The sequence below is a fragment of the Dietzia sp. Alg238-R159 genome (assembly GCF_900537145.1).
Lineage (GTDB): Bacteria > Actinomycetota > Actinomycetes > Mycobacteriales > Mycobacteriaceae > Dietzia > Dietzia kunjamensis.
In genome coordinates, this window is sequence record NZ_UNRI01000013.1 from 19395 (window position 1) to 37687 (window position 18293).

Genomic DNA, 18293 nt, shown 5'->3' on the forward strand with positions numbered 1-18293 from the left:
GGCCGGCGGGACTGGCTAATCTCGATCCCATGTCTCTCCTGTCGCGTGCGCTCGGTATGGCCGGGCGAGCCTCCGTCGTCGCCGTCGGCGCCGCGGTCGCCTCCACCGTCCTCGTGGGAATCGATCAACGCCGTGGGGCGACCCCGGCCGTGCCCGATCACCCCGGCCCCTACTCCCCCGAGGAGCGGGAGGCAGCCGTTCGGATGTACCTCACCGCGCTCACGGTCCCGGCCGCGGCGTTCCGTGTGCCGTTCGCGAAGGACTGTGTCCGTCGCGAGAACGGCCTGAAGACCGGGTTCGGGGCGGACCAGCTCCGGTGGGACCTCCACCTGCACCTGCAGTACTCGGTGATCCGCGAGGTCCGCGACATCGTCATCACCGTTGACCCCCCGGGGCGCGAGGGCGTCGTGCACGCGGACTTCACCCTGGCGACCGTCGTGGGCGCCACCGCGCGGGTCAGCGAGGACTTCGTCGTGCCCCCCGAGGACTGCCTCATCCACTCGATCGAGGCCCGCGTCTCACTCGGCTGAGAGGCTCGGGGTTAGGATTGGGCCATGGTGCTCTTCTTCGAGATCCTCCTGGTCCTCTGCACGCTGGCCATCCTGTGGGCCACCTGCTACATCGTGTACCGCACGGTCACCGACGAGTCGTGACGGAACGCGACCAGCCGAACACCGGTGACCCCACGCCGCCCGTCCCCGTAGGGGGAGGCGGCGGGTCGGTCGTGCCCGGATCCGGAAACGCGGCCGTCGACGCGGCGGCGGAGCGGTCGGAGGCGACCGCCCGCCGCAACATCGCCCCGTTCTCCGAGCTCCCGGTCCCGGAGGACACCGCCAACCTGCGCTTCGGCCCCGATCTGCACCCGGGTCTGCTGGCCCTGCTGCCGCTCGTGGGCGTCTGGGAGGGTGAGGGCGAGGCCGACACCGAGGACCGCGGCCAGCACCGGTTCGGCCAACAACTCATCGTCGCCCACGACGGCGAGAACTACCTGACCTGGACCTCCCGCGCCTGGACCTTCGACGCCGGTGGCGCCGTGGACGATGCGGCCTACCGGGAGACGGGATTCTGGCGGATCTCCGCGGATGACCAGCTCGAGTTCCTCGTGGCCCACGCGTCCGGCGTGATCGAGATGTACTACGGCGCACCGATCAGCCAGTCGGCCTGGGAGATGACCACCGACGTGGTCCTCGCGTCCCCCACCGGACCCAAGCGTGGCGGCGCCAAGCGCATCTACGGGATCGTCGAGGGTGGCGACCTGGGCTGGGTCGAGGAGCGCGTCCACCCGGAGCGGGGCCTGGTGCCCCACATGTCCGCGCGACTGCGTCGGATAGCCGGCTAGCGGTTCCCCGCCCGGGTGGCGGGGCCCGTCACCCGCGGCCGACCGCGCGGTCGACCATGCCGACGACATCGATCCCGGGGTCCCCGGTCGACAGCGTCACATCGTCGACCCTGCGGACCCGCGCACACAGGGTCACCGAGGACAACAGCCACACCGCGTCCGCGGCCAACAGGTCGGTCAGCAGCAGCCGCTCCCGCCGCACGCGCACACCCTCGGCCCCGGCGATCTCCGCCATGGCCGCCAGGGTGGTGCCCTCGAGGATCCCCACCTCCGCCGGAGGGCTCACCAGCTCACCGCCGCGGGCGATCACCACGGTGGAACGGGGGCCCTCCAGCACCTCGCCGTCGGAGGACAGGTAGATCACGTCGTCGAACCCGGCCGCGGCGGCGTGCCGCAGCGCCGCCATGTTGGCCGCATACGACAGCGTCTTGGATCCGAGCAGCAGCCACGGGGCGGACGCGGCGACGTCCGACGCATACCCCCGACCGAGGGCCGTCACCGCGATTCCGTCGGCCCGTGCCCGCAGGGCCACCCCGCTCACGGGCGCGACGGTGATGTAGGCCGTCTCCCGCCCGCCGCGCTCGGGCCCGCGGGACAGCACCAACCGCAGCATCGCCTCCGAGTCCGGCCCCCACCGGCGCGCGGCCAGGTCGATGCCCGCCAGCCACTGCTCCGGGGACGGCCCGGTCAGCCCCAGCGAGGCCGCTGATCTGGCGAGTCGCGCCAGGTGACGTTCCGGCTTGGCGGGGCGGCCACCGACGACGAGGAGTGTCTCGAAGCAACCGTCGCCACGGACGGCGGCCAGGTCGTCGGCCAACAACAGTGGCTGATCGGACGGGTGGACCCGGGGACGCGGCCCCTCCGGACCGCCCGCGACGAGGACGACCACCCGTGCGTCGTCAGTCCGGTCGGTACCCGTTTCCGCTGCTGTGCCCATGCCGCCCAACACTACGGCGGGGTACGTAGACTCGCGATCGTGACCGACCCAGTTGTGCCCGAGCGGACCGACAGCGGCTACCGCAGCCCGATCCTGAACCGCCCCGGAGCAGTGAACCAGGCCGACACCTCCCCCGACGTCGGGGTGCCGTACCACTACGGCGACCCGTTCGGGGAGCAGCGCGCGGCCGACTCCGCGCCGGTGGTCGTCGACCGCTCCCACCGGGACGTCCTGACCATCGGTGGCAGCGAGCGGCTGACCTGGCTGGAGGGCTTCGTCTCCCAGCACGTGTCCGAGATCCCGGACGGTGGCGGCGCCGAGACGCTGGTGCTGGACGCGAACGGGCGGGTGGAACACCACGCGGTCCTCGCCGACGTCGCCGGCACGCTCGTCGTGGACACCGAACCCGGCCGGGGAGCGGACCTGCTGCAGTTCCTCACCAAGATGGTGTTCTGGGCCGACGCGACACCGGAGACCGCGGACCTCGCCGTCCTCACCCTCACCGGCGCCGCCCTCCCCGCCACCCTCGAGGCCCCGGACGGCACCGAGGTGACCCTGCCGGTCGGGGACTACGCCGGCATCCCGCTGCCGGGCGGCGGTGTGGCCCGGCGGATGCCCTGGCCCCTGACCGGATCGATCGACCTGCTGGTCCCGCGCTCCGAACTGAGCGCGTGGTTCGACGCGGCGGTCGCCGCGGGAGCGCGTCCGGCGGGTTCGTGGGCGTTCGAGGCCCTACGGGCGGCGGGGACGACCCCGCCACGCGGCCGCCTCGGGGTGGACACCGACGAGAAGACCATCCCCCACGAGCTCCCCACCTGGATCGGCGATGTGGCGCAGCGCGGCGCCGTGCACCTGGACAAGGGGTGCTACCGCGGCCAGGAGACCGTCTCCAGGGTCCACAACCTCGGACGGTCGCCCCGGGTCCTGGTCCGACTCCAGCTGGATGGATCCGCCAGCGACGAACTGCCCGTGCCGGGCGCCGAGGTCCGCGCCGCCGGCCGCCCCGTCGGACGCGTCGGGACCGTGGTCCAGCACCACGAGGACGGACCGGTGGCCCTCGCCCTGCTCAAGCGGTCCGTGGCCGTCGACGCAGCCCTCGAGATCGACGGGGTCGTCGCCGCCGTCGACCCGGACAGCGCCCCGGAGGACACCGGGACCCAGGCCGGACGAGAGGCCATCCGCCGACTCCGCGGCCAGGCCTGACACCCCCGCGGGGGTCGGATCACCCCCGCGGGACACTGCCGGAGGCGACTCCCTCGACACCCGGGCGGACATTCCGCGCCGGGCACGCTATCCTGTGGACAGGCAGATACTCACACTTGCAATGGGCACCCCCGAGGTGGCCCAGCACCGTTTCCGAGGGGGTCAGGTCAATGGGCCGAGGCCGCGCGAAGGCGAAGCAGACCAAGGTCGCTCGCGAACTCAAGTACAACACTCCGCAGACGGACCTAGAACGTCTCCAGCAGGAGTTGTCGGGTGGAGGGTCGCCGACGCGGCTCAGCACCGATGAGGACGATGACCCCTACGGGTCATGGTCCGACGGCGACACCAGGTACTGATCATCCCCCGTTCCCGGTAGACCCACGTGGGCCGGGCATCCCCGAGGATGCCCGGCTCACGCGTGTCACACTGGCCGGGACACCGCACGACGACACAGCGACCCGGCCGGAACTGCCCCGGCCGGGTCGCTGTCGTCTGCGAGCGGTCAGAACCGGGCGTGTGAACCCTCGAGTGTCACGCGGGGGGCGTCGGCGTCCTCGCCGGCCTTCTCCACGCGCCCGATCACCCAGTTCTCGACGTGGCGTGCGGTGAGGACGGCCTGGGCCCGGTCCACGTCCTCCTCGGGCAGGACGGCGACCATCCCGACCCCCATGTTGAACGTGCGCTCCATCTCGGCCTGCTCGACGCGGCCGTGATGGGCGATGGTGCCGAAGACGGCGGGAACGGGCCAGCGCCCCCGGTCGAGGCGCGCGACCAGGCCGCGGGGCATCACCCGGGCGAGGTTCTCGGCGAGCCCGCCGCCGGTGACGTGGCTGAAGACCCGGACGTCGGTCTCCGCGATGAGGCTCAGGCAGTCGAGCGCATAGATACGCGTCGGCTCGAGCAGCTCCTCACCCAGGGTCCGTCCGAACTCCTCGACGTGCCCCTCGAGCGGGAGTCGGGCGAGCTCGAGGAGGACGTGCCGGGCCAACGAGTACCCGTTGGAGTGCAGCCCCGAGGAGGCCATGCCGATGATCACGTCGCCGGGGCGGACCTTCTCGGCCTGGAGGATCTCGTCGGCCTCGACGATCCCCACACCGGTGGCGGAGATGTCGTACTCCCCCGGGGCCATGAGACCGGGGTGCTCGGCCGTCTCCCCGCCCAGCAGCGCGCACCCGGCCCGGACGCAGCCCTCCGCGATCCCCTCGACGATGTCCGCGACGTGCTCGGGGACGACCTTGCCGATGGCGATGTAGTCCTGCAGGAACAGCGGCTCGGCACCGCACACCACGAGGTCGTCGACGACCATGGCGACGAGATCGATACCGACCGTGTTGTGGACGTCCATCGCCTGCGCGACGGCGATCTTGGTCCCGACGCCGTCCGTGGACGACGCGAGGAGCGGTTGCCGGTAGGTGTTCTTCAGCGAGAACAGGCCGGCGAATCCACCGAGGCCTCCCATCACCTCCGGCCGGGTCGCCCGCTTGGCGTGGGGGGCGAACAGCTCCACCGCGCGCTCGCCGGCGTCGATGTCGACGCCCGCGGCGGCATACGAGGCGCCGGTCGGGGGGTGTGAGTTGTCGGTCATGTGGTCTCTCCTCGTCGGCGCCCCTGGTCGGGCGCCCGTTCAGGGTCGGCGGACGGGGTCCGCGATGTCACTGCGGACCGGGAAGCGATCGGCCTCGAGGCCGTCGACCTCGGCTGCCAGCGCGCGCACGGCCGCGCTCATGGGCGAGTCGTCGGGAAGCTCGATGGGATAGTGCCCGTCGAAGCACGCTGCGCACAGTTCGTCGCCGCGTTGGCCGCTGGCCTCGATCATCCCCTCGACGGAGACGTAACCGAGGCTGTCCGCACCGATGGCGCGGCGCACCCCCTCGAGCATCCCGTCCGAGGCATCGACGCCGTTGGCGATGAGCTCGGCGGGACTGGCGAAGTCGATCCCGTAGAAGCACGGCCAGCGCACCGGCGGCGAGGCGATCCGGACGTGCACCTCACGGGCTCCGGCCTCGTACAACATGCGGACCAGGGCGCGCTGGGTGTTGCCCCGAACGATCGAGTCGTCCACCACCACGAGCCGCTGCCCGCGGATCACCTCACGCAGCGGGTTGAGCTTGAGCCGGATCCCCAGTTGCCTGATGGTCTGGCTGGGTTGGATGAACGTACGGCCCACGTAGGCGTTCTTCGTCAGCCCCTGCGCGAACGGGATCCCGGACTCCTGCGCGTAACCGACGGCGGCCGGGGTGCCGGACTCGGGTACCGGGATCACCAGATCGCCCTCGGCGGGATGCTCGCGGGCCAGGCGGCGCCCGATCTCCACCCTCGCGGAGTTGACCAGGCGCTGGTTGATCACCGAGTCGGGACGGGCGAGGTAGACGTACTCGAACACGCACGTCTTGGGGGTCGGGGGCGAGAGCTTGCGGGACCGTACGCCGTCGGCGTCGATCGCGATGAGTTCGCCGGGCTCGATGTCGCGGACGAACGAGGCGCCGACGATGTCCAGGGCCGACGTCTCCGACGAGACGACCCAGCCGCGCTCGAGGCGGCCGAGCGCCAGCGGGCGGACACCGTGCGGGTCTCGGGCCGCGTAGAGCGTGTTCTCGTCGGAGAAGGTGAGACAGTAGGCACCGCGCAGCCGGGGCAGCAGACGGGCCGCGGCCTCCTCGAGTCCCCCGTCGCGCGCCTCGTGGGCCAGCAGGGTCGAGACGATGTCGGAGTCCGAGTGGGTGCTCTCCTCCGAGTACCCGCCGATCCCCAGGTCCGTCGCGTGCCGTTTGAGTTCCTGCGTGTTGACGAGGTTGCCGTTGTGGCCGAGGACGACGGAACCGCCGTCGATGATCGGCCTGAACATCGGCTGGGCGTTGTCCCAGCTCGCCGCGCCGGTGGTGGAGTAGCGGCAGTGGCCGATCGCCACGTGACCGTGCATCGACTCGAGGGTCTGCTCGTCGAAGACCTGACTGACCAGGCCGAGATCCTTGTAGACCAGGACCTGCTCACCGTCCGCCACGGCGATCCCGGCGGCCTCCTGGCCACGGTGCTGGAGTGCGTACAGGCCGTAGTAGGTGAGCTTGGCGACGTCCTCGCCGGGGGCCCACACGCCGAAGACGCCGCATTCCTCGACCGGGCCGATGCGCTCGGCGTCGACGGGCAGGCCTGCGGGGCCGGGGGCTGACGGATCGGGCAGCCCGAGCCCGACGGCGGAGCTGCCACCGGGACGGCGGAGTGACCCGGACGGTGCCGGTCGTGACGACGTACTCTCCACCTGCTGGTGCTCCCTCGCGACTTTCGGGGCGGTCCGCCCGGACGGACCCCGGCGGTGCGCCTGCAAGTCTACGGTCACCGACCCCCGCGGCCCCAAAGTCCGGCGCGCAGCCCCCCTCCGCCGGGCGTCCGCGCCCGCCCCGTCACGAGGCACCCGGCCGGGCCCCACCCCCCGGCTGAGCCCCGCACCCGGTCGGGCCCCTCACCCCGGCCGGACGACCGGCAGCCCCGCGGCGACCGCCGCCGCCCGGGTCCCCGAGGCGCGCACCCGGCCCTCGGAGATCGCCGAGTCCCAGTCGAGCCGGCCCGTCGCCAACTCCAGCCAGGTGCGGGGGTCCGTCTCGACGACGTTCGGGGGGCTGCCGCGGGTGTGCCGGGGCCCCTCCACGCACTGCGCCGCGGCGAACGGCGGCACCCGGACCTCGACCGACCGTCCCGGCAGCTCCGCCGCGAGGATCTCCACGGTGCCGCGGACCGCCGCCGCCAACGCGGACCGACCAGGTCTGGCGGTCGCCTCGTCGTCGTCGTCGAGCCACGGTGTCACCGCCTCGACGGCCGCGCGCACCGCCGCGGCGTCGGGGACGCGGCTCACGTCGGATCCCCCGCCGCCACGGTGACCGGGCCCTCGGCAGCCGGCAGTCCCCGCGCGCCCGTGCGCACGCCCCGACGGCGGTCGCGACGGTCCTGGGCGGTGCGCCGACTCCACGTCCGCGCGGCCAGGCTCGTGAGCAACAGCATGATGAGGACGTTGACCGCCAGGACGGGGTACCCGCCGAGGAACGTGTCCTGCTCGGCATCTGTGGACACGCGCCCGTACTCGGTGGAGACGGTGCTCACCACGGTCAGTGTCAGCAACCACACGCGCGGCCTGGCATACCCCAGGTAGGTGAGCAGTGCCAGAACCCCCATCGCGCCGTAGGTCGCGCCGATGAACAACGCGAGCACCACGACCGCGGGCACCACCTCGGACTGCTCGAGCCCCGCGAACTCCTCCAGGTCCGTCCCGCCCAGCAGGTCGCGCAACGCCAGCACGGTCAACACGAGGACGCTGACGGCGACGAGGGCGCACCCCGCGGTGAGCGCCGCCGGCCGCGGCAGGTGGCCGGGGTCGGGCGCGACGTCGTCGGCCGGACGGTCCGGATCCCCCGAGGCGACGCCGCCCTCGGCGACCGGGTCGTCGAACCCGCGGGCCGCGCGCACCACGCCCGGCGGCAGGTCGGCCGCCGACGCCTCGGGCACCGGCACGGTGCGCAGGTCCAGCACGGGCAGGTCCCCGTCGGTGCGGATCGCGTCACCGCCGCCGTTGCGGGAGTGGTAGCCGGTCGAGAAGTTCTCCAGCACCCGGACCCCCACACCGGGGACGTGGTACCGGATCGAGTCGACGATGTAGTCGCGCTCGACGTCGATGTCCGCGTCGATCTTGTGGGTCACCTGGAGGGTGAACAGCGACAGGCCCACCGCGCGGTCGTAGGTGCCGGCGCCGAGCCACTGCACCCGGTGCCCGCCGGGCAGCAGCCACCCGTCCGGGCACCGCCAGAAGCGCACGTGGTGGCGCTGCGCGGCGTTGCCCTCGACCTCCTGCTGATACGCCAGGCACTGCCGGCGACCGAAGAGCCGCAACGGACTGACCGGCGCCGACGGGTAGGACCGACGCAGGACCGAGGACATGATGATCCCCCACGAGGAGCGGACCGTGATGTCGTCGGCCAGCACCCAGCCGCAGGCGGTCATCGCCTCGTGGATCTGGCGGGCCGTGCCGTCGACGGCGAGGTTGACCGGATCCCCCAGCAGACCGTCGGAGGTGCGGGTGCGGGCGATGAAGTACCCGGGCACGTACACCGACGTGACGAGCGTCTGCAGGCGGGGCAGCACCAGGTAGGCGACCAGCGCCCAGAACGGGATCAGCAGGAACAGATGCCACCAAGTGTGGTGCCAGACGTCGCCCAGCAACCGCCAGCCCAGCCAGCCCGCCGACAGGGTGGCGACAGCGAAGAACACGGTGTCCACCGCGAGTCCCGGCAGGGGTGGCCGCACCGTGTCGTCGCGGACCTTGGTCGGCGGGCTGACGTAGACGGGTGGTTCGGTCGGGCGGCCGGGCTCGACGGGGACTCCCGTCACGGCCGGAGCTGCCGGGTCGGCGCCGCCGCCCGCGACGGGCGCCGTGCGCTCGCTGGTGGACATGGATCGACGATAGCCGCCGGTCCGTCCCGTGCGGAGCCCGATCACTGCGAGAATATGCGCGTGCCCACGCCCGACCCCACCCCCGCGAGCAGCCTGACCGTCCACGAGGACCACCTGCGCGCCCTGGGGTTGCCGCTCGTGATCGCCCCGGCCACCCGGCGCCGCGAGGTGCTCCCCCGCTCCGCCGGCCTCGGCGCCGGGCTCGCGGTGGCCGCCACCGGGATCGCCGCCGTGGACCGGTCGAACGACTACATGATCGCGTTGCTCGAGCGGGCCGGGCCGGGGGCGGAGCCGGATCTGCTCGACGCCCCGGAGCCGATCGCCGAACTCCTGCTGCTGGCGGTCGCGCTCTGGGTCGCCGCCCCACTCGTGGGATGGCTGGTGTCGACGGCGGCCCGTCACGCGCGCCCGGTGGTCGGCTCGGCGATCGGTCTCGGGTCGCTGATCGCCTTCGTCGTCGTCCCCCACGTCGTGTTCGACCCCCACGACGGCCCCTCGTGCCGCACCACCGCCCTGCTCGCGGTGGGCGTCCTGGTGGGCACCTACACGGGGCTGGGCTCGCTGGTGCGCTGGTCGGCGCGGCGCGTGCGGCGGGAACTGGCCACCATGGGGCCAATGGTGGCGAGGGTGCTGCCGATCCTCATGTTGGCGGTGCTGTTCCTGTTCTTCAGCGTGGAGATCTGGCAGGTCATGGTGGAACTGTCCTGGCCGCGGACGTTCGCCGTGCTGGGCGTCATGGTGGTGCTCACGGTGCTGCTGGTGGGCATCTCCACCCGCGACGACATCCTCCAGGACCTGGGTGGGCGTGCGCCGGTTCACCCGCTGCGTCCGGGCGAGCGGGTGAACCTGGTGCTGGTGCCCGTGCTGGCGACCCTGATCCAGGCGGCGCTGTTCGCGACGCTCGTGTTCCTGTTCTTCGTGACCCTCGGGTGGATCGCCGTCCCCGAGATCACCGAGACACGGTGGACGCTGCGCCCTCCCGACGAGCCCGGCGGGCTGCTGTTCGGTCTCCCGGTCAGCGTCACCCTCGTGCGCGTGTCGCTGATGCTGGCGACGTTCTCCGCGCTCAACCTGGCCGCCGCGGCGGCCTCCGACACCGCGCACAAGGAACGGTTCGTACGTCCTATGCTCGACGAGGTGGTCCGTGGCCTCGCGGCGCGGGAGGCCTACCTGGGGGCACGACGACGAGGGCTGCCGTAGGCCCGGGGCCCTGACGGGCCGTCAGGGGGTGCGGTAGTCCCGGGCGCGCAGCAGGACGGTCACGACCGCCGCGCCGATCACGACCGCCGCGGCCAGCGCGAGCGCGGTGGCGCCCATGGCCACGTGCAGCAGTGCGCCGGCGACACCACCGAGGACGAGCGCGGACCACAGGGCCACCTGCTGGCGGTACGGGGCCCACGATCCCCCGGCCAGCGCGTCGACCAGGCGGTGGGCCGACTTCACCACGGCGCCCGTCATGTACGTCACGCCGAGCGAGACCTCGCCACGGGAGTGGAAGACGGAGTTCATGGCCCCCATCGATGCCGCCGCCGCCGCGACGGACACCGGCGTCCCGAGCACCGTGGCCGTGGTGGCCCAGTGCAGGACGAGCGAGAGCAGGAGCAGGAACGCCACGAGGGACAGGACCGCCGGTCGGTCGTCGAGGTTGCGACGTCGGGTCACCACCGCGCCCCCGACCGCCCCCAGGAAGAAGGAGACCAGCACGACGGCGGCGATGGCGGCACCTGCGAGGTCACCGCCCGAGAGATCGACGACCATGCGGGTGGAGTTCCCGCTCATGAAGGACACGAAGTAGCCGCCCACCACGAGGAAGCCGACGGCGTCGACGAACCCCGCGGTGGCGGCGAGCACCACCGCGAGGACCCGCTCACGCCCGCGCAGGTCGCGCATCCGCCCGCCTGTCCCCGGTCCGGCCGTCCTCCCCGACGACTCAGACGGGGTCGACGCCGAACAGCGCCGGCAGCGTCCCCTCGTGGGCGGCGCGCAACTCGTCGGTGGTGAGGGTGAACTGGCCCTGCACCTCGAACGTGCCCGAGTCGGGGTCGGTCACGCCGACCCGCGCGTGCGGGATGTTCTGCGCGGTGAGCATCTGCTGGAAGCGGATCTCCTCGCCGCGCGGCACGGAGACGATCACGCGGCCGGCGGACTCGGAGAACAGCCAGACGAACGGGTCGGCGCCCTCGGGCAGCACGACGCGGATGCCGCACTCGCCCGCCAGCGCCGACTCCACGAGAGCCTGCGCGAGGCCGCCCTCGGACAGATCGTGGGCGCCGGTGATGAGGCCGTCCTTCGAGCTGGTCGCCATGATGCGGGCCAGGGTGGCCTCCCACTTCAGATCCACCGTGGGCGGCAGTCCGCCGAGGTGGTCGTGGGCGACCTGGGCCCAGATGGACCCGTCGAGCTCGTCCCGGGTCTCGCCGAGGAGGTAGATGCTCTCACCGGGGGTGTCACCGAACGCGGTGGGCGTGCGGCGGGCGACGTCGTCGAGCACGCCGAGCACGCCCACGACGGGCGTCGGCAGGATCGGCGTGGAGCCGGTCTGGTTGTAGAACGAGACGTTGCCGCCGGTGACGGGGATGCCGAGCTCGGCACACCCGTCGGCCAGGCCGTGGACGGCCTCGCGGAACTGCCACATCACGCCCGGGTCCTCGGGGGAGCCGAAGTTCAGGCAGTTGGTCACCGCGACCGGGGTGGCGCCGGTGACGGCGACATTGCGGTACGCCTCCGCCAGGGCCAGCCGGGCACCGGTGTACGGGTCGAGCTTGGTGTAGCGACCGGAGGCGTCGGTGGACAGCGCGATGCCGCGACCGGACTCCTCGTCGATGCGCAGGACGCCGCCGTCGGCGGCCTCCGCGAGGATCGTGTTTCCGCGGACGTACCGGTCGTACTGCTCGGTGATGAATTTGCGCGAGCACAGCGCCGGGCTGGAGATCATGTCCAGAAGGGTCTGACGCAGCTCGTCACCGGTGGCCGGGCGGGCCAGGTTCGCGGTGGTGTCGGCCTGCAGAGCGTCCTGGTCGGCGGGGCGCTCGACGGGGCGCTCGTAGACCGGTCCCTCGTCGGCCAGTGACTCCGGCGGGGCGTCCACGACGGTCTCGCCGCGGAACTCGATGGTGAGCCGGTCGCCGTCGGTGACCTCGCCGATGTCGGCGGCCAGCACGTCCCAGCGGCGACACACCCCCATGAAGGCCTCGACGTTCTCCGGCGTCACCACGGCGCACATGCGCTCCTGCGACTCACTCGAGAGGATCTCCGCGGCGGTCATGCCCTCCGCACGCAGCGGGACGTTGTCGAGCACGATGTGCATGCCGCCGTCGCCGGCCGCCGCCAGCTCGGAGGTGGCGCACGCCAGGCCGGCTCCGCCGAGGTCCTGGATGCCCACGACCAGTTCCTCGCGGTACAGGTCGAGGCAGCACTCGATGAGGACCTTCTCCATGAACGGGTCGCCCACCTGGACGGCCGGGAGCTTGCGGGGTTTGACCGGCGCGCCGTGCTCATCCACGTCGAAGGTCTCGGAGGCGAGCACCGACACGCCACCGATCCCGTCGAGGCCGGTGCGGGCACCGAACAGGATGATCCGGTTGCCCGTGCCGGACGCGAACGCCAGGTGCAGGTCCTCGACGCGCATGACGCCCGCGCCGAGGGCGTTGACCAGAGGGTTGGCGGCGTAGGACTCGTCGAACACGGTCTCGCCACCGATGTTGGGCAGGCCCAGGCAGTTGCCGTAGCCGCCGACGCCCGCCACGACGCCGGGGAGCACGCGGTGCGTGTCGTCGGCGTCGGCGGGGCCGAAGCGAAGCTGGTCCATCACGGCCACCGGCCGCGCACCCATCGCCATGATGTCGCGGATGATCCCGCCGACACCGGTCGCGGCGCCCTGGTAGGGCTCGATGTACGAGGGGTGGTTGTGCGACTCCACCTTGAACGTCACGGCCCAGCCGCCGCCGATGTCCACGACGCCGGCGTTCTCACCGATACCGGCGAGCATGGACGAGCGCATCTCGTCGGTGGTGGTCTCCCCGAAATACTTCAGGTGCACCTTGGACGACTTGTAGGAGCAGTGCTCCGACCACATGACGGAGTACATGGCCAGCTCGGCGTCCGTGGGGCGACGCCCCAGGATCTCCCGGATGCGGGCGTACTCGTCCTCCTTGAGTCCGAGTTCCGCCCACGGCTGGGCCAGCTCGGGGGTGTCGGAGGCGTGCGAGATGGAGTCCACATGAGAGGTCACGGGGCCGAGTCTAGTCGGCCCCGTCCGGGTGGCGAATCGACGCCTTCGGCCCCACCTCGTGCGGGGTCGCCCGGGGTCCGACCTACGTCGACAGGACCTCGAACGTCAGGCCGCCGCGCTGGACCCGGTCCAGCAGAGCGTCACCCATGGCCTGGGCCGTGGTGAGCTGACCCGAGAGCGCGGGCAGGTCGTCGAACGCCAGGCTCAGACCCGACTCGGCGAGCATCATCGACGTCTCGGTGTACCCCGGGTCGCCCCCCGAGACCCGGGTGACGATCCGACGTCCGCCGGCGAGCGCGACGAACGTGACGTCGAACGAGGACCGGGCCCGGCGGGACTCGCTCGGCCCGGCCCCGCGGTCGATCCGCTTGAGGATCTGCGACCGGATGGGGCCGACCTGCGAGCCGAGCGCGAGCGCGCCGACACCGACCATGCCGGCCGTGGCGGTGACGGGCGAGCCGACCGACGCGTAGTGCGAGTAGGTGAAGTCCGGCCCGTAGCTCTCGAGGGCTGCGGCCGACCGCAGGACGATCTGCGGGTCGATGGTCGGCAGCGGCACGAGCCAGCGGCCCAGCACGCTGTCCCGGTGCGGCTTGCCCTGGACCGACTTGATCCGCCGGTCGGCGACCCTGCCCTCCTTCTGGCGCCGCAGCTTGGCGGTCTTCGCCGCGTCCCGCAGGCGCGCGAACTGGCCGATGGCCGAGTGGAAGGTTCCGCCGGAGAACTGGGCGTCCGCGTGGACGGCCCCGTACACCACCGCCGGCACACCCTCGGGCACCTGCTTCATGGTGTAGAACACGCCCAGGTCGTGGGGGATCGAGTCGAAGCCGCAGGCGTGGACGATCCGTGCGCCGGAGGCCACGGCCGCGTCGTGATACTCGAGGTACATGCGGTCCACGAACTCGGGCTCCCCGGTCAGGTCCACGTAGTCGGTTCCGGCCTCGGCGCAGGCGGCCACCAGGGGCTCGCCGTACTCGAGGTACGGGCCGACCGTGGTGATGATGACGCGAGCGGACCGCGCCATCTCCGCCAACGATCGCGCGTCGTCGGTGTCCGCGACGACGACCCCGGGCGCGGGGACGTCCGGCATCTCGGTGGCCAGTCGGGCGACGATCGCGTCCAGCTTGGTCCGGTTCCGACCCGCCACCGCCCAGGAACCACCCTCGGGCATGTGCCGCAGCAGGTACTCGGCCACCAGTCCCCCGGTGAACCCGGTCGCACCGTAGAGGACGATGTCGAACGGCCGGTCGGCCTTGTCGGAGGCGGAGACGGGCTGGTTACTGGTTTCGCTCATCCCACGGTTCTACCGCATCGGCCGCGGTCGGCGGGCGACGCACGGGGCACAGCCGACCACGAGTGGCGCGAGTGACCTCTGTCATTAATGTGAAGAAAGTTGATCCGTTGTCCACCAGATAAGGGCAAAATCATCTCGCGCGCGCGACCACCCGGGTCGCCGCATCTCGCCCCGGCCATTCCGGGGCGTACCTCTTAGGGAGACCCCATGGACCTCACCGGTTCGATCGCCGACGCCACCGTTCCCTTCAGCATCGAGACCTTCGGCAGCTTCGACGGCGTCGGCTCCTCCGCCGTGGACACCATCCTCGGCTTCGTCCTTGAGCTGCCCCTGACGATCCTCGGCCTCGTCGCCGGCATCGGTGGCGACCTGGGCAGCACCCTCGGCAGCCCGCTCGGCTGATCCACCCCTGCAACACCGAAGGGCCCGCCGGGAGCAATCCCGGCGGGCCCTTCGCTCTGAGCGCAGCGTGCTGATCAGACCCTGACGATCGAGTCCAGCGCGGACAGGAACAGGCCCAGCCCGTCGTCGGACGGGCCGGTCAGCGGGTCGATCGCGTGCTCGGGGTGCGGCATGAGACCCACCACGCGACCGTCGGCGGAGCTGATGCCGGCGATGTTGTTGGTGGAACCGTTGGGGGCGTCACCGGCGAAGCGGAAGACCACGCGCCCCTCGGCCTCGAGCTTCTCGATGGTCTCGGGCGTGGCCATGTAGCGGCCCTCGCCGGACTTGAGCGGGATGAGGATCTCGGCATCCTGCTCGAACCGTGAGGTCCAGGCCGTGCCGTTGTTCTCCACCCGCAGCCACTCGTCGCGGCAGATGAAGTGCATGTCGCGATTGCGGCCCATGGCGCCGGGCAGCAGCCCGGCCTCGCACAGGATCTGGAAACCGTTGCAGATCCCCAGCACGGGCATGCCGCCCTTCGCGGCCGAGATGACCTCACCCATGACGGGGGCCATCGAGGCGATGGCACCGCACCGCAGGTAGTCGCCGTAGGAGAAGCCGCCGGGGACCACCACGGCGTCGACGCCCTTGAGGTCGGCGTCGGCGTGCCACAGCGAAACCGCCTCGGCCCCGGCCCGGGTGACGGCACGGGAGGCGTCGATGTCGTCGAGCGTGCCGGGGAAGGTGATGACGCCGATCCGTGCGGTCACGAGGCCGCCTCCGCGGTGTCCACGCGGACGACCTTCCAGTCCTCGATCACGGTGTTGGCCAGGAGGGACGAAGCGATCTCCTCGAGCTCGGCCTCCGTCACACCGTCGGCGATCTCGAGTTCGAACCGCTTGCCCTGCCGTACGTCGGTGACGCCGCCGTGGCCCAGACGGCCGAGGGCTCGGTGGATGGCCTGACCCTGCGGATCGAGGATCTCGGCCTTGGGCATGACTTCGACGACGACTCGGGCCACGGTGGGAACTCCTCGATCGGACGGCTACGCGGAATGATCCCGGACCGGCCGGGACTCACTGGTCGATCCTACCCGCCGCTGGTCGCCGGACCGAAAGCTCACGCGGCACCCACAAGCGCGACCGGTGACCACTCGTAGCGGGCGGGCCGCGCACCGTGCTCGCCGACGACCGCGTCGACCGCGTCGAGCAGCGCCGACCGGGGTGCCCGGCGCGAGAGTTGCCCGGCCGCGACGTTGAGCCGGACCGTCCCGCCGGCCTCGGCGGTGCGCCCTGCCGCGGCGACGAGGGCCCGGCACCACCAGGCGTCGGCGACGAACCCCTCGCCGATCGAGAGCGCCCGACCCCGCTCGGTGGTGCCGCGCGGGAGGTCGTGGATCCCGGTCAGCGCGGCGCAGATGTGGAAGCCCGCTCCGGGGAGTGCCCGGAGGCATCCCGGGGAGGCGTTCCAGCGCGGCGGGGCGAACACCCGGGTCCGCAGGCCCATCTCCGCCATGAGCCGGTCGGCGGCGGTGAGACGCACGGCGGCCTCGGCGGGTCCGATCGAGGCGAACTCGGGCCTGCGGGGCCTGGTCGCCGCGTCGTCGTAACCGCCCAGCACGATGGCGTCGCCCCGCCGCCGGCGATGCCGCAGCCACTCCTGGGTGCCGTCGTCGTCGGCGAGTCGGTACTCGCGCCCCCGCCGCGGGGCGACGAGCAGCGAGACCGGCACGGATCGACGTTCGAGGTCGCCGACCAGGTCGACGGCGTGGTCGAGGGTGGTGTCGCGGAGTCCCGAGACCGAGACGATGAGGCGCGGGGTCATGGGGGGATCGTGTCAGGGAGTGATGACGCGGTGACGACGGCGAGGTGTACTCCAGATTGCCGAGCCCGACACAGTACCGAGACCGACATAGTGCCGACCCGACACAGTGCCGAGACCGATATCCCCGCCGGCGCGGTCAGATCGGAAGTGTCTCCTCGAGCGCGTCCACCAGTTCGGGGGCTCCGGGCTCGACCTTGGGACGGAACCGTCCGACGACCTCCCCCTCGGGCGAGAGCAGGAACTTCTCGAAGTTCCACTGCACGTCCCCCGCCTCACCGTCGGAGTCGGCCACCTTGGTGAGCTCGACGTAGAGCGGGTGTCGGTCGGGCCCGTTGACGTCGACCTTGGCCGCGAGCGGGAAGGTGATCCCGTACTTGCCGGAGGTGAACTCCTTGATGGCGTCCTCGTCACCCGGCTCCTGGCCCATGAACTGGTTGCAGGGGAACCCGATCACGAAGAGGCCGCGGTCGCGGTAGTCGTCCGCCAACTCCTGCAGCCCCTCGTACTGCGGGGTGAGCCCGCACTCGCTGGCGACGTTGACCACGAGGACCGCGTGGCCCGCGTAGTCGCCCATGCTGGCCTGCTCGCCGTCGATGGTGGTGAACGAGATGTCGTGAATGCTTCCGCTACTCATGTGATCCAGCCTACCCACAACGGACCATTGACAAATCGTTGGGTTTTCCCAACACTTAGATACATGAGCCCAGTCCGACGGGGAGAAAAGCTCCCCATTCACAACCGGATCGCCGTGTTGCGGGCCGAGCGCCGCCTGAGCCGTGCGGCGCTCGCCGAGCAGATCGAGGTCAACCCCCAGACCGTGGGGGCGCTCGAGAGAGGCGACCACTACCCGAGCCTGGATCTGGCCTTCCGGATCTGCGCGGTCTTCGACCTGCCGGTCGAGGCCGTGTTCTCCCGCGAGGAGTTCCGACCGATGTCCGCCGAGATCTACCGCCCCACCCGAGAGGACCGATCATGACCTCCAACCGCGTCGACACCCTCACCCGATCCGAGCAGCGATTCGAGAAGATGCAGACCCGGACGGAGGGCAGACTCCCGTCGTGGCGTACCCCGGGACGTCGCCGACTGCTCGTCCGCCTGAACTGGGCGAGCCTGGCGATCATGGCCGCGATCGCGGTGGCGGGTTACTTCTGGTTCCCGATCATCCTGGCCTGGCTCCCCATGACCGTGGTGATCTGCGTGGTCTGGACGATGCTGCGCATCACCATCGACTCCAAGGACACCGCCCCCGCCCGATACCTGGACGAGTTCGAGCTGGCGACGCTCCTGCAGGCCCGCTCTCAGTCGCTCTCGCTGGTCACGGGCGGACTGTTCGTGATCTCGATGGTGCTGATCTTCGGTTCGAGCTTCGAGATCGGCGACGGACACCGGCTCGCCTACGTGATGGGAGGCCTCGGCATCCTCACGTTCCTGGCCGGGGCGGTCATTCCCGCAGCCGCGATGACCCGCACCATGCCCCCCGAGAGCGCGGACGACTTCGCGCCCGCCGCCGCCGACCACACCGCCTGATCCCCAGGAGATCCGCTACCCCGATTCCGGATCCGCTACCCCGATGGGACCAGCGGATCCCGAATTGGAGTAGCGGATCCTCGGGGTGGGGTGGGCGCTGGGCGGGGTGGGCGCTGGG

General features: G+C 71.6%; 20 protein-coding genes. 8 read left to right on the top strand and 12 right to left on the bottom strand.

The window, feature by feature from the left end:
* Positions 1-29 precede the first annotated feature (29 nt).
* Positions 30-530, top strand: a complete 501-nt coding sequence (locus G6R20_RS17220; protein WP_067712013.1) for a hypothetical protein — start codon at positions 30-32, stop codon at positions 528-530.
* A 119-nt stretch (positions 531-649) separates the two neighbouring features.
* Positions 650-1339, top strand: a complete 690-nt coding sequence (locus tag G6R20_RS17225; protein WP_083249488.1) for an FABP family protein — start codon at positions 650-652, stop codon at positions 1337-1339.
* A 28-nt stretch (positions 1340-1367) separates the two neighbouring features.
* On the opposite strand, the gene G6R20_RS17230 is transcribed toward G6R20_RS17225, so the two are convergent.
* On the bottom strand, positions 1368-2276 hold the full coding sequence (locus tag G6R20_RS17230) for an aminodeoxychorismate lyase (protein WP_069388594.1): 909 nt from the start codon (positions 2274-2276) through the stop codon (positions 1368-1370).
* Positions 2277-2315: 39 nt separating this feature from the next.
* Between G6R20_RS17230 and G6R20_RS17235 the strand changes: the two genes are divergently transcribed.
* Positions 2316-3479, top strand: coding sequence for a folate-binding protein YgfZ (locus G6R20_RS17235; protein ID WP_083249487.1), 1164 nt, complete (start codon positions 2316-2318; stop codon positions 3477-3479).
* A 170-nt stretch (positions 3480-3649) separates the two neighbouring features.
* Complete coding sequence (locus tag G6R20_RS17240; protein WP_067712007.1) at positions 3650-3835, top strand: DUF3073 domain-containing protein; 186 nt, start codon at positions 3650-3652, stop codon at positions 3833-3835.
* A gap of 146 nt (positions 3836-3981) precedes the next feature.
* On the opposite strand, the gene purM is transcribed toward G6R20_RS17240, so the two are convergent.
* The 4 genes from purM to G6R20_RS17260 form a co-directional block, all read right to left on the bottom strand.
* The gene (gene purM, locus G6R20_RS17245) at positions 3982-5064 is read right to left on the bottom strand and encodes a phosphoribosylformylglycinamidine cyclo-ligase (protein WP_067712004.1); all 1083 of its coding nucleotides are present in this window, start codon (positions 5062-5064) and stop codon (positions 3982-3984) included.
* 39 nt (positions 5065-5103) lie between these two features.
* Entirely contained in the window at positions 5104-6735 is a 1632-nt protein-coding gene (gene purF, locus G6R20_RS17250; RefSeq protein ID WP_069388590.1) for an amidophosphoribosyltransferase, read from the bottom strand.
* A gap of 201 nt (positions 6736-6936) precedes the next feature.
* Positions 6937-7326 carry a sterol carrier family protein gene (locus G6R20_RS17255; RefSeq protein ID WP_163377131.1) on the bottom strand — a complete coding sequence of 130 codons (390 nt, stop codon included), beginning with the start codon at positions 7324-7326 and terminating at the stop codon, positions 6937-6939.
* Entirely contained in the window at positions 7323-8915 is a 1593-nt protein-coding gene (locus tag G6R20_RS17260) for an LssY C-terminal domain-containing protein (protein ID WP_163377132.1), read from the bottom strand. Before G6R20_RS17260 ends, G6R20_RS17255 begins: the two co-directional genes overlap by 4 nt.
* A gap of 54 nt (positions 8916-8969) precedes the next feature.
* Between G6R20_RS17260 and G6R20_RS17265 the strand changes: the two genes are divergently transcribed.
* Positions 8970-10115, top strand: a complete 1146-nt coding sequence (locus G6R20_RS17265) for a hypothetical protein (protein WP_240341548.1) — start codon at positions 8970-8972, stop codon at positions 10113-10115.
* Between the two features lie 21 nt (positions 10116-10136).
* On the opposite strand, the gene G6R20_RS17270 is transcribed toward G6R20_RS17265, so the two are convergent.
* The 3 genes from G6R20_RS17270 to G6R20_RS17280 all read right to left on the bottom strand — a co-directional run bounded on the left by G6R20_RS17270 (position 10137) and on the right by G6R20_RS17280 (position 14440).
* Entirely contained in the window at positions 10137-10805 is a 669-nt protein-coding gene (locus tag G6R20_RS17270; RefSeq protein ID WP_069388991.1) for a DUF1275 family protein, read from the bottom strand.
* A gap of 40 nt (positions 10806-10845) precedes the next feature.
* Entirely contained in the window at positions 10846-13146 is a 2301-nt protein-coding gene (gene purL / locus G6R20_RS17275; protein ID WP_159148463.1) for a phosphoribosylformylglycinamidine synthase subunit PurL, read from the bottom strand.
* An 82-nt stretch (positions 13147-13228) separates the two neighbouring features.
* Positions 13229-14440, bottom strand: coding sequence for a saccharopine dehydrogenase NADP-binding domain-containing protein (locus tag G6R20_RS17280; RefSeq protein WP_159148462.1), 1212 nt, complete (start codon positions 14438-14440; stop codon positions 13229-13231).
* A gap of 207 nt (positions 14441-14647) precedes the next feature.
* On the opposite strand from G6R20_RS17280, the gene G6R20_RS17285 reads away from it, so the two are divergent.
* Positions 14648-14842: a hypothetical protein gene (locus G6R20_RS17285; protein ID WP_069388990.1), complete on the top strand. Its 195-nt coding sequence runs from the start codon at positions 14648-14650 to the stop codon at positions 14840-14842.
* Positions 14843-14916: 74 nt separating this feature from the next.
* On the opposite strand, the gene purQ is transcribed toward G6R20_RS17285, so the two are convergent.
* The 4 genes from purQ to G6R20_RS17305 all read right to left on the bottom strand — a co-directional run bounded on the left by purQ (position 14917) and on the right by G6R20_RS17305 (position 17282).
* Entirely contained in the window at positions 14917-15594 is a 678-nt protein-coding gene (gene purQ / locus G6R20_RS17290) for a phosphoribosylformylglycinamidine synthase subunit PurQ (protein ID WP_069388989.1), read from the bottom strand.
* Positions 15591-15845: a phosphoribosylformylglycinamidine synthase subunit PurS gene (purS, locus tag G6R20_RS17295; RefSeq protein ID WP_069388988.1), complete on the bottom strand. Its 255-nt coding sequence runs from the start codon at positions 15843-15845 to the stop codon at positions 15591-15593. Before purS ends, purQ begins: the two co-directional genes overlap by 4 nt.
* 98 nt (positions 15846-15943) lie before the next feature.
* The gene (locus tag G6R20_RS17300; RefSeq protein ID WP_163377134.1) at positions 15944-16648 is read right to left on the bottom strand and encodes a DUF2334 domain-containing protein; all 705 of its coding nucleotides are present in this window, start codon (positions 16646-16648) and stop codon (positions 15944-15946) included.
* A gap of 136 nt (positions 16649-16784) precedes the next feature.
* Positions 16785-17282 (bottom strand): glutathione peroxidase, encoded by a 498-nt coding sequence (locus G6R20_RS17305; protein ID WP_069389636.1) that lies wholly within the window; start codon positions 17280-17282, stop codon positions 16785-16787.
* A 63-nt stretch (positions 17283-17345) separates the two neighbouring features.
* Here G6R20_RS17305 and G6R20_RS17310 point away from each other — a divergent pair, with 63 nt between their 5' ends.
* Positions 17346-17624: a helix-turn-helix transcriptional regulator gene (locus G6R20_RS17310; RefSeq protein WP_069389637.1), complete on the top strand. Its 279-nt coding sequence runs from the start codon at positions 17346-17348 to the stop codon at positions 17622-17624.
* Positions 17621-18175, top strand: coding sequence for a hypothetical protein (locus G6R20_RS17315; RefSeq protein WP_069389638.1), 555 nt, complete (start codon positions 17621-17623; stop codon positions 18173-18175). The genes G6R20_RS17310 and G6R20_RS17315 overlap by 4 nt, the downstream gene beginning before the upstream one ends.
* Positions 18176-18293: the final 118 nt, after the last annotated feature.